At 69.3% G+C, this 10,916-nt stretch carries 8 protein-coding genes and 3 pseudogenes; 5 read left to right on the plus strand and 6 right to left on the minus strand.

Annotated features, from left to right (window positions below; genetic code table 11):
- Window positions 1-145: 145 nt before the first annotated feature.
- Entirely contained in the window at window positions 146-1,162 is a 1,017-nt protein-coding gene (locus ACWDZ6_RS26425) for a PAC2 family protein (RefSeq protein ID WP_326648769.1), read from the minus strand.
- A 264-nt stretch (window positions 1,163-1,426) separates the two neighbouring features.
- Between ACWDZ6_RS26425 and ACWDZ6_RS26430 the strand changes: the two are divergent.
- From ACWDZ6_RS26430 to ACWDZ6_RS26445, 4 genes and pseudogenes are all read left to right on the plus strand, one after another.
- Window positions 1,427-2,747: pseudogene (locus ACWDZ6_RS26430) on the plus strand (enolase C-terminal domain-like protein).
- Window positions 2,744-3,559 (plus strand): SDR family NAD(P)-dependent oxidoreductase, encoded by an 816-nt coding sequence (locus ACWDZ6_RS26435; protein ID WP_451504819.1) that lies wholly within the window; start codon window positions 2,744-2,746, stop codon window positions 3,557-3,559. The pseudogene ACWDZ6_RS26430 and the gene ACWDZ6_RS26435 overlap by 4 nt, the downstream one beginning before the upstream one ends.
- Window positions 3,556-3,894, plus strand: a pseudogene (locus ACWDZ6_RS26440) (sugar ABC transporter substrate-binding protein); the annotation flags it as partial. The gene ACWDZ6_RS26435 and the pseudogene ACWDZ6_RS26440, both read left to right, overlap by 4 nt.
- A pseudogene (locus tag ACWDZ6_RS26445) lies at window positions 3,894-4,526 on the plus strand (ABC transporter permease); the annotation flags it as partial. The pseudogenes ACWDZ6_RS26440 and ACWDZ6_RS26445, both read left to right, overlap by 1 nt.
- Window positions 4,527-4,609: 83 nt before the next feature.
- Here ACWDZ6_RS26445 and ACWDZ6_RS26450 read toward each other — a convergent pair.
- From ACWDZ6_RS26450 to ACWDZ6_RS26470, 5 genes are all read right to left on the minus strand, one after another.
- Entirely contained in the window at window positions 4,610-5,281 is a 672-nt protein-coding gene (locus tag ACWDZ6_RS26450; protein ID WP_451504820.1) for a FadR/GntR family transcriptional regulator, read from the minus strand.
- Between the two features lie 226 nt (window positions 5,282-5,507).
- Complete coding sequence (locus ACWDZ6_RS26455; protein ID WP_451504821.1) at window positions 5,508-7,118, minus strand: FAD-dependent oxidoreductase; 1,611 nt, start codon at window positions 7,116-7,118, stop codon at window positions 5,508-5,510.
- A 6-nt stretch (window positions 7,119-7,124) separates the two neighbouring features.
- A complete protein-coding gene (gene glpK, locus ACWDZ6_RS26460; protein WP_366735259.1) occupies window positions 7,125-8,660 on the minus strand; it encodes a glycerol kinase GlpK in 1,536 nt (511 codons plus the stop codon).
- Between the two features lie 30 nt (window positions 8,661-8,690).
- Window positions 8,691-9,479, minus strand: a complete 789-nt coding sequence (locus ACWDZ6_RS26465; protein WP_366735260.1) for an MIP/aquaporin family protein — start codon at window positions 9,477-9,479, stop codon at window positions 8,691-8,693.
- A 244-nt stretch (window positions 9,480-9,723) separates the two neighbouring features.
- Window positions 9,724-10,488, minus strand: a complete 765-nt coding sequence (locus ACWDZ6_RS26470) for an IclR family transcriptional regulator (protein ID WP_326655127.1) — start codon at window positions 10,486-10,488, stop codon at window positions 9,724-9,726.
- An 18-nt stretch (window positions 10,489-10,506) separates the two neighbouring features.
- Here ACWDZ6_RS26470 and ACWDZ6_RS26475 point away from each other — a divergent pair.
- A partial coding sequence (locus ACWDZ6_RS26475; RefSeq protein ID WP_451504822.1) for a hypothetical protein occupies window positions 10,507-10,916 on the plus strand: 410 nt, incomplete at its 3' end.

Below are 10,916 nucleotides of genomic sequence, written 5' to 3' on the forward strand. Positions count from 1 at the left end.
GGCGCCCACCCCCACCACGTCGAACGCCGGGGCCGCGGTGCACCCGGTCTCCCCCCCTGACCACGACCGACCCCCCCGCCCAACCACCCGCCCCCACGCGGGGGGCGCCCCCCCCCGCCCCCCCCCCGCTCATCGTTCAGGTGTCTCAGTCCTCCGGGGAATCCTCCTCGTCGCCGGTTTCCCCTTCGGCGCCCGCTTCGGGCCCGGTCCCGGCTTCCGTCTCCGGCTCCGCACGTGGTGGCATCGGCGGCCGGGTGCGCCCGCTGGAGGTTTCGCGCAGATACGAACTGGCCTCGCCCCCGTCGGTCGCATGCCCGGGACCCCCGTCGCGCCGCCGTAGATACCGCTCGAACTCGCGGGCGATGGCCTCGCCCGTCGCCTCGGGAAGCTCCGCGGTGTCCCGCGCCTCCTCCAGTGTCTGGACGTACTCCGCCACTTCGCTGTCCTCGGCGGCCAGTTGATCCACGCCGAGCTGCCAGGCCCGCGCGTCCTCGGGCAGTTCGCCGAGCGGGATGCGCAGGCCGATGAGGTCCTCGAGACGATTGAGCAGCGCCAGCGTCGCCTTGGGGTTGGGAGGCTGCGAGACATAGTGCGGTACCGCGGCCCACAGACTCACCGCCGGCACACCCGCATGCGTGCACGCCTCCTGGAGAATGCCGACGATGCCGGTCGGCCCCTCGTACCTGGTCTCCTCCAGATCCATGGTTCTGGCCAGATCCGGGTCCGAGGTGATCCCGCTGACCGGCACCGGCCGGGTGTGCGGCGTGTCGCCGAGCAGCGCGCCCAGAATCACCACCATCTCGACGCCCAGCTCATGGGCGAAGCCCAGAATCTCGTTGCAGAACGAGCGCCAGCGCATGGATGGCTCGATGCCGCGGACCAGCACCAGGTCCCGCGGTTTCTCGCCGCCGATGCGGACCACGGAGAGCCGGGTTGTCGGCCAAGTGATCTTCCGTACCCCGCCGTCCAGCCACACCGTGGGCCGGTTGACCTGGAAGTCGTAGTAGTCCTCGGCGTCCAGCGCCGCGAACACCTCGCCCTTCCATTCCCGATCCAGGTGTGCGACCGCGGTGGAGGCGGCGTCGCCGGCGTCGTTCCAGCCCTCGAACGCGGCCACCATGACCGGGTCGATCAGCTCGGGTACCCCCTCGAGCTCGATCACCCAGTGCCTCCTTCCGAAGTTCCCGTTCGTACGCCCCAACCTTACGGCTTACGAGGCACCTCGCCGCAGCCCCCATGCACGGCCGGGTGAACTTCCGCTCGATGGGGCACGCGTCGGAGAACCAGGGCACCTCGCAGTCGATTCATCCGAGCTGTGTCTGATCAATTTCGTCACCGCCCTGGACGTTGTCGAGCGGACGGCGCTATACATCGGATGACAAGAGGTCCGATGTTCTCCGATGTTCGTCTCACCGGGGGTGCGTGCATGAGTCAGACCGTCACGGAGTTCGAGGTCCACGACATCCGCTTTCCCACCTCGGAACAACTCGACGGCTCGGACGCCATGAACCCGGCTCCCGAATACTCCGCCGCCTATGTGGTGATGCGCGCGACCGACGGGGCCGAGGGGCACGGCTTCGTCTTCACCATCGGGCGTGGCAACGATGTCACCGCCGCGGCCATCGAAGCACTGCGTCCCTATGCGGTCGGCCGTCAGGCGCCCCGTACCGCGGCCGACCTCGCCGCGCTCCACCACGACCTGACCCATGACTCCCAGTTGCGCTGGCTCGGTCCCGAGAAGGGAGTGATGCACATGGCGGCCGGCGCGGTCGTCAACGCGGCCTGGGACCTGGCGGCGAAGCGCGCGGGGCAGCCGGTGTGGGAGTTCCTCGCCTCGATGTCGTCCGAGGAGCTGGTCTCGCTCGTCGACTTCCGCTATCTGACGGATGCCCTCACCCGGGACGAGGCGCTGGCCCTCCTGCGGGCCGCGGAACCCGGCCGGGCCGACCGCGCCGCGAACCTGCGGGAGAGCGGCTATCCCGCGTACACCACCTCGCCCGGCTGGCTCGGGTACTCCGACGAGAAGCTGGTGAAGCTGGCCAGAGAAGCGGTCGCCGACGGCTTCGGGCAGATCAAACTGAAGGTCGGTGCGGACCTCGACGACGACGTACGGCGGTTGAGGCTGGCCCGCGCCGCGGTCGGGCCCTTCCGTACGCATCGCCGTGGACGCCAATCAGCGCTGGGACGTTGCCGATGCCGTGCGCTGGATGACGGCACTCGCCCCGTACGAACCGCACTGGATCGAGGAGCCGACCAGCCCCGACGACATCCTCGGACATGCCGCCGTCCGCGCCGGCCAGCCGGTCAAGGTCGCCACCGGCGAGCATGCCGCCAACCGCGTCGTCTTCAAGCAGCTGCTCCAGGCCGGGGCCGTCGACTTCGTCCAGATCGACGCCGCGCGTGTCGCCGGTGTCAACGAGAACATCGCGATCCTGCTGCTCGCCGCCAAGTACGGCGTCCCCGTCTGCCCGCACGCGGGCGGGGTAGGACTGTGCGAGCTCGTCCAGCATCTGGCCATGTTCGACTACGTCGCCGTCTCCGGCAGCTGGGAGGACCGGGTCATCGAGTACGTCGACCACCTCCACGAGCACTTCGCCGACCCCGCCGTGATCGCCTCCGGACGCTATGCCGCGCCGTGCGCACCGGGCTTCTCCGCCCGCATGCTCCCCGAGTCGATCGCCGCCCACCGCTATCCGCAGGGGCCCGTCTGGCAGGCCCGCCGCACCACCCAGGAGGTCAACTCATGACGGGGACAAGAGACTTCGAGGGACTGTCCGCGCTGGTGACCGGTGGCGCTTCGGGTATTGGTGCCGCCGTCGCGGCACTGCTGCTCAGCCGGGGCGCCCAGGTCGCCGTACTCGACCGCGAGACGGCCGGAGCGCCCGACGGCGTCCTCGCCATCGAGGCCGATGTCACCGACGACGCCGCGGTCCGCGCGGCCGTCGACGGGGCCGTGGCGGAGTTCGGCGCCCTGCACACCGTCGTCTCCAACGCCGGTATCGGCGCCATCGGCACGGTCGCCGACAATGCCGACGAGGAGTGGCGGCGCGTCCTCGACGTCAATGTGCTCGGCATGGTGCGGGTCGCCCGCCACGCCCTGCCGTATCTGCGCCGCGCCGCCGCGGACCGCCCCGGCCATGTCTCCATCACCCAGACCTGCTCCGTCGCCGCCACCGCCGGGCTGCCCCGGCGCGCCCTGTACAGCGCCAGCAAGGGCGCGGTCCTCTCGCTCACCCTCGCCATGGCCGCCGACCATGTCGGCGAAGGCATCCGCGTCAACTGCGTCAACCCCGGAACTGCCGACACCCCGTGGATCGGCCGTCTCCTCGACCAGGCCGACGACCCCGTGGCCGAACGCGCTGCCCTCGAGGCCCGCCAGCCCACCGGCCGGCTGGTCGCGGCGGATGAGGTCGCCGCCGCCGTCGTCTATCTCGCCGGCCCCGCCGCGGCCGCCGTCACGGGCACGGCACTCGCGGTCGACGGCGGAATGCAGGGACTGCGCCTGCGTCCGTCGAACCGAGCGCCCAGCAGCCGACACCCACGAAGGACGGGACAATGAGAGTGCGTACGACAAGTGCCGCCGTCTGCACAGTACTTCTGGCCGTGACGGCCCTCGCGGGCTGCAACCGTGACGCGGACAGCGGGTCCGGCGGGGGCAAGGTGGGCATCGATCTGCCGCGCAGTGACAGCGACTTCTGGAACTCCTACCAGCAGTACATACAGAAGGGCGTCAAGGACGGCGAAGTCGACGCGCTGTCCGTGACCAACTCCCAGAACGACATCGGAAAGCTGGTCGCCAACGTCCAGACCTTCACCGACCAGGGTGCCAAGGCCGTCGTCATGGCCCCGCAGGGCACCGGCGCCATAGCCGAGTCGCTGCGGAGCCTTCAGGAGGCGTGGTCAACGGCTTTCTGATGCTGAAGCTGCGTGTCGACGGCTTCATCGCCACGCTCGGCATGCTCACCATGCTGCGTGGCCTCCACATCGGCATCACCGAGGGCAAGTCGATCACCGATGTCCCGGAGTCCTTCCGGTACTTGGGCAAGACCGACTGGCTCGGCGCGCCGGCCGCAGTGTGGATCTGCTTGGCACTCTTCGCCATCGGCGGCGCGGCGCTGGCGTATCTGCGTCACGGGCGCGCCCTGTACGCGATCGGCGGCAACCCGGAGGCCGCCCGGGCCGCCGGTGTCCGCGTCGACCGGATCACCTGGATCGTGCTGGCCGTCGGCGGCCTGCTCGCCGCCTTCGCCGGCATCCTCTACACCGGCCACTACGGATCGGTCGCGGCCACCCAGGGCAACGGCTGGATCTTCCAGGTGTTCGCCGCGGCCGTGATCGGCGGGATCAGCCTCAAGGGCGGCCGCGGCACGCTCTTCGGCGCGCTGACCGGTGTGCTCACGCTCCAGCTGGTCGTCAATGTGATGACGCCGGGCGGAGTGCCGGCGCTGTGGAACCAGTTCCTCAACGGGGCGATCATCATCGTCGCGCTGGTGATCTCGCGCTTCGCGAGCGGGGAGAAGCAGGACTGGCGGGGCGGGGGTGGGGCGCCGGACGGGCAGATCAAGCCCCGCCGGCGATTGGGGCGCGGGGGCTCGGGGCGGAGCCCCCGCTACAGCGTTGACCTCAGCCAATGCTCCACGCTCGCGATATGCACCGTCGCCCACGACTTCGCCGCCTCCGCGTCCCGGTCGCGCAGCGCCGACAGGATCGCCCGGTGCTCGTGGAGCGTACGGCTGACCGCGTCCTCCTGCGTCAGCCCGCGCCAGACCCTCGCCCTGGTGGTCGGCCCGGAGAGCCCGTCCAGCAGCGAGCAGAGCACGGAGTTGCCCGCGGTCCGGACGATGCCGCGGTGGAATTCCAGGTCGGCGGCGACCAGTTCCTCGACCGAGGGCTGCGGTCCGAGCGCGTCCAGCTGGGCGCTCAGTACATCCAGTTCGCTCTCGCTGATCCGGGCGGCGGCCATCGCCGTGGCGGCCGGCTCCAGGATCCGGCGTACGGCCAGGAACTCCAGCACCGTGTCGTCCCGGTGGAAGTCCACGACGAAGCTCAGCGCCTCCAGCAGCAACTGCGGGTCCAGGCTGGTCACATAGGTGCCGTCACCCTGCCGTACGTCCAGGATGCGGATCAGCGACAGCGCGCGTACCGCCTCACGCAGTGAGTTGCGGGACAGCCCCAGCTCGGCGGCGAGTTCGCTCTCCTTGGGGAGGCGGTCGCCGGGGCGCAGCGCGCCCGAGACGATCATTCCCTTGATCTTCTCGATGGCCTCGTCGGTGACAGCCATGGGCGACCTCCAGACATCCGATGTATCGGCACCCATTATGCGTCCCCGCGGGTGGCCGGAGCCTCCTTGCGCATGATCGGGGCGATCTCCTCGGAAAATCGGCGGGGGTTTCCATCTGTACCGCCCCATCGATCCCGAAACCGTCCACCGTGATCGGCCGCAGATCACGTAAGGGGCGGCCTCAAAGGAGGCCGCCCCTTACCCATGCCGTACAACCGCCGTGTTGTTACGCCTTGTCGATCAGCAGCTTGTCGACCTTGCCGCGGATATCGTCCGTCGCCAGACCACGGATTGTCAGCGTCGTACGGCGACGCAGCACGTCGTCCGCCGTCTCGGCCCACTCGTGGTCACGCGCGTACACGACCTGCGCCCAGATCTCCGGCGCGTCCGGGTGGATGCGCTCGGCGAGCGCCGGGTTCTCGTTGGCCAGGCGCGCGATGTCGAAGGACAGCGAACCGTAGTGGGTGGCGAGGTGACGCGCGGTGTCGGCCGCCATCCGCGGGCCCGGCGTGCCGCCGTCGACGAGCAGCCGGTGGGCGACCGCGTTCGGGTTGGATATACCGGGCAGCGGGAGCTTCTTCGGCAGATGCGCGATCGGCTCCATGTCCTCGGCCAGTGGCTGCCCGGGCAGGGCGGCCAGCTTGTTCATCACTGTACGGCCGATGTGACGGAAGGTCGTCCACTTGCCGCCGGCCACCGACAGCATGCCGCCGCGGCCCTCGGTGACGACCGTCTCGCGCTTGGCCTTCGAGGTGTCGCCGGGACCGCCCGGCAGCACCCGCAGGCCCGCGAAGGAGTACGTGATCAGATCCCGCGACAGCTGCTGGTCCCGGATGGAGAACGCCGCCTCGTCCAGGATCTGCGCGATGTCCTTCTCGTTGACCGCGACATCCGCCGGGTCGCCCTCGTACACCTCGTCCGTCGTACCGAGCAGCAGCATGTCCTCCCAGGGGAGGGCGAAGGTGATGCGGTACTTGTCGATCGGGGTCGCCAGCGCGGCCTTCCACGGCGACGTCCGCTTGAGCACCAGATGCGCGCCCTTGGAGAGACGGATGGACGGAGCCGCGTCCGGGTTCTCCATCCGGCGCAGGTGGTCCACCCACGGTCCGGTGGCGTTGAGCACCAGACGGGCCGTGACACCGAACTCCGTACCGTCCAAGCGGTCCTTGAGTTCCGCGCCCGTGACCCTGCCCTTGGTGAAGCGCAGCCCGGTGACCTCGGCGTGGTTGAGAACGGTGGTGCCCGACTCGACGGCCGCACGCACCGTCATCAGCGCCATCCGGGAGTCGTTCATCTGGTCGTCGCCGTACACGGCAACGGCCTTCAGGCCCTCCGTGCGCAGCTCGGGAACATCGCGCTGCGCCTTGTTCGCGCTGATGACATGGCCGACGCCGTCACCGAACGCCGAGAGCGCGGAGTAGGCGAAGACGCCCGCGCCGAGCTTCGCCGCACCGTGCGGTCCGCCCTTGTACACCGGCAGATAGAAGGTGAGCGGGTTGGCCAGGTGCGGGGCCACCTGACGGGAGACCGCACGGCGCTCGAAGTGGTTCTCCGCGACCAGCTTCACCGCGCCGGTCTGCAGATAGCGCAGACCGCCGTGGAGAAGCTTGGAGGAGGCGGAGGAGGTGGCGCCGGCGAAGTCGCCGGCGTCCACCAGAGCCACCCGCAGCCCGGACTGCGCCGCATGCCAGGCGGTGGAGATGCCCAGGATGCCGCCGCCGATCACCAGGAGGTCGTACGTCGCCTTGGAAAGCTGCTCCCGAGTCTCGGCGCGGCTCGGAAGGGAGCCGGAGGCCGGGTGCGTCCCCAGGGCAGGGACGCTCTGCAGGGTGGTCATCTCGATTTACTCCTCGTCAGCGTCGTCTTCGAGCCAGCCCATGGTCCGCTCGACGGCCTTGAGCCAGCTCTTGTACTCGCGGTCCCGTTGGTCCGCTTCCATGTGGGGGGTCCACTCGGCGGCCCGGCGCCAGTTGGCGCGCAGCGCGTCGGTGTCCGGCCAGTAACCGACGGCAAGGCCGGCGGCGTATGCAGCGCCGAGGCAGGTCGTCTCGGCGACCATCGGGCGCACCACCGGTGCGTCCAGGAAGTCCGAGAGGGTCTGCATCAGCAGGTTGTTGGAGGTCATACCGCCGTCGACCTTGAGTGCGGTCAGCTCGACGCCGGAGTCCTTGGTCATGGCGTCACTGATCTCGCGGGTCTGCCAGGCCGTGGCCTCGAGCACGGCACGCGCGATGTGAGCCTTGGTGACATAGCGGGTCAGACCGGCGATCACACCGCGGGCGTCGTCACGCCAGTACGGGGCGAACAGGCCCGAGAAGGCCGGCACGAAGTAGGCGCCGCCGTTGTCCTCGACAGTCAGAGCGAGGGTCTCGATCTCCGCGGCAGTGCTGATCAGGCCCATCTGGTCGCGCATCCACTGCACCAGCGAACCGGTGACGGCGATGGAACCCTCCAGCGCGTACACGGGGGGCTGGTCGCCGATCCGGTAGCCGACGGTCGTCAGCAGACCGTTGTACGAGTTGACGGGCTCGCTGCCGGTGTTCATCAGCATGAACGTGCCCGTGCCGTACGTCGACTTGGCCTCGCCCTCGGCGAAACAGGTCTGGCCGAACAGGGCCGCCTGCTGGTCACCGAGCGCGGACGCGACCGGCACACCGGCGAGCGCGCCGCTCTTGGCGGACCCGTACACCTCGGCGGACGAGCGGATCTCCGGCAGCACCGCGGCCGGTACCTCCATCGACTGGAGGATCTTCTCGTCCCAGTCGAGGGTGTGAAGATTCATCAGCATGGTGCGCGAGGCGTTGGTGACGTCGGTGACGTGCACGCCGCCGTCGACGCCGCCGGTCAGGTTCCAGATGACCCAGGAATCCATGGTGCCGAAGAGGATCTCGCCGCGCTCGGCGCGCTCGCGCAGGCCCTCGACGTTGTCCAGCAGCCAGCGGATCTTCGGGCCGGCGAAGTACGAGGCCAGGGGCAGGCCCGTCTCGCGGCGGAAGCGGTCCTGGCCGACGTTCCGGCCGAGCTCCTTGCAGAGAGCGTCGGTACGGGTGTCCTGCCAGACCAGCGCGTTGTGCACCGGCTCACCGGTGTTCTTGTCCCAGAGGACCGTGGTCTCACGCTGGTTGGTGATGCCGATGGCCTTGACGTCGGCGGAGGTGATGCCCGCCTTCGCGATGGCGCTGTCGACGACCTCCTGGACATTGGTCCAGATCTCGGCGGCGTTGTGCTCCACCCAGCCCGGCTTCGGGAAGATCTGCTCGTGCTCCTTCTGGTCGACGGAGACGATCCGGCCGTCGGTGTCGAAGACGATGCAGCGGCTGGAGGTGGTGCCCTGGTCGATGGCCGCGATGAACGGGCCGGTGGTGTGTGTGTCGGTCACGGAGTGCTCCTGCGAGGTCAGAGTGTCGGCTTAGGCGAACGCGAGGTTGTAGATACCCGCTGCGAGGGCGCCGCCGATCAGCGGGCCGACGACCGGGATCCAGGCGTAGCCCCAGTCCGAGCCGCCCTTGTTGGGCAGCGGCAGCAGGGCATGCACGATGCGCGGGCCGAGGTCACGGGCCGGGTTGATGGCGTAGCCCGTCGGGCCGCCGAGCGAGAGGCCGATGCCGACGACGGTGAGCGCGACGATCAGTGCGCCGATGACGCCGAGACCCTTGCCGCTGTCGTTGAGGCCCTGCGTCAGGACGGCGAGCACGAGCACCGTGGTGCCGATGATCTCGGTGGCCAGGTTCTGCCACACGACCCGGACCTCGGGGCCTGTCGAGAAGACGCCGAGCACCGGGCCGGCCTTCGGCGCGGCCGTCTCGCTGACCAGGCCTTCCTCATGCGGAGGCGCGGAGATGATCTCCGGGTCCGTGAGGTGGGCCTGGAACTGTCCGTAGTACGCGATCCAGACCAGCGTGGCACCGATCATGGCGCCGAGCAGCTGCCCGGCGAGGTAGACCGGAACATTGCTCCAGTCCCCGTCCTTGACCGCGATGCCGATGGTGACTGCGGGGTTGAGGTGGGCACCGGAAAGGGTGCCCGTCATGTAGACCGCGATCATGACCGCGAATCCCCACCCGAAGGTTATCGCCAGCCAGCCGGCGTTCTGCGCCTTCGAGCGCTTGAGTACGACGGCGGCAACCACGCCACCACCGAGCAGGATGAGTACGGCGGTACCAATGATCTCGCCGATGAAGATGTCGGAGCTGGACACCCGCGACTCCTTTGTCCTTCGTCCAGGGAAAGCGAACCCCGGGTCACTCCGGTGGTTCGTGCCCTCAGGTGAGGGCAATTGCCGGCCCTGGCGTTGTCACACCCTAGCGCGTATTGCCGGTAGGTGTTCGACAATGCCGACCGATGAACGGCAGTTTTGCCCCCGTGTTAACACGACGTCAAGGGTTGTGTTGCCGGAAACCCGATCGTTACCGACGGGGTGCCGAGCGGGGCCGAAGCGCCGCTCAGAATCGCTGGGCGCCCAGATCCCTGGAGACCGCGCGGGCACAGTCCCGTACCGCCGCGACCAGCTCGGACCTCAGCTCCCCGGCATCGCAGATCCGCTCGACCGCGCCCGTGATGGCCACCGCGCCCACCGGCATGCGGCGGCGGTCGGTGATGGGCGCGGCCAGCGAGGCGACGCCCTCCCAGGTCTCTTCCACGTCGGCGGCCCAGCCGCGCGCCCGCGCATGGTCGAGCATCGACTCGAAGTCCGCCAGACCCGTGACCGTGCGCGGCGTGAAGGCCTTGCGCTCGACCTCCATCACCTCGCTGTGTGCCACCGGGTCGTACGCCGAGAGCACCTTTCCGAGCGCGGTGGAGTGCAGCGGCTGCATGGCCCCCACCTCCAGGACCTGACGGCTGTCGTCCGGCCGGAAGACGTGGTGGATGATCAGCACGCCGTGCTGGTGCAGCACCCCGAGGTGGACGCTCTCGCCGCTGGAGCGTGCCAGGTCGTCCGTCCAGACCAGGGCACGGGCGCGCAGCTCGTGCACGTCCAGATAGCTGTTGCCGAGCCGCAGGAGCTCCGCCCCCAGCTGGTAGCGGCCGGACGCCGGGTCCTGCTCGACGAATCCCTCGGCCTGGAGCGTGCGCAGAATGCCGTGGGCGGTGCCCTTGGCCAGGTCCAGCGATGAGGCGATGTCGGACAGACCCAGTCGGCGCTCTCCGCCGGCCAGTAGTCGTAGCATCGCCGCCGCTCGCTCGAGCGACTGGATGTTCTTCGGCATCGGTCGGCCCTTCTCCACATGCAGTTCGACAATGCCGAACACTATCGCTCGATGTCGACCTTGGTCACCGCCTTGGAAAACAGCGCGACCGAGAAACACATCACGGACGCCCGGAGACACGACGCCGTCCGCCTCGTGGGACGCCCGGGCCCGTCGGCGGCCGCCCGGCTACTCTGGCTCCGTGCGCCTTCCACCGGAAGACGCAAAGCCGACAGCCGTCGCATCCCAGGGAGCACATCCATGGCCTCGTTGCCGACCCCCTCCGCTGACAGCCGGACCCGAATCGACGCCCTCCGTGAGGCGCTCGCCACTCGTGTGGTGGTGGCTGACGGGGCGATGGGCACGATGTTGCAGGCGCAGGATCCGACGCTTGAGGACTTCGAGAATCTCGAGGGGTGCAACGAGGTTCTCAATGTGACGCGGCCGGA

It is taken from the genome of Streptomyces sp. NPDC002926, assembly GCF_053591755.1.

Coding starts and splice junctions, on each gene's coding strand:
- ACWDZ6_RS26435 (WP_451504819.1), top strand. CDS start 2,744: ATGACGGGGACAAGAGACTTCGAGGGACTGTCCGCGCTGGTGACCGGT.
- ACWDZ6_RS26450 (WP_451504820.1), bottom strand. CDS start 5,281: ATGGCTGTCACCGACGAGGCCATCGAGAAGATCAAGGGAATGATCGTC.
- ACWDZ6_RS26455 (WP_451504821.1), bottom strand. CDS start 7,118: ATGACCACCCTGCAGAGCGTCCCTGCCCTGGGGACGCACCCGGCCTCC.
- ACWDZ6_RS26470 (WP_326655127.1), bottom strand. CDS start 10,488: ATGCCGAAGAACATCCAGTCGCTCGAGCGAGCGGCGGCGATGCTACGA.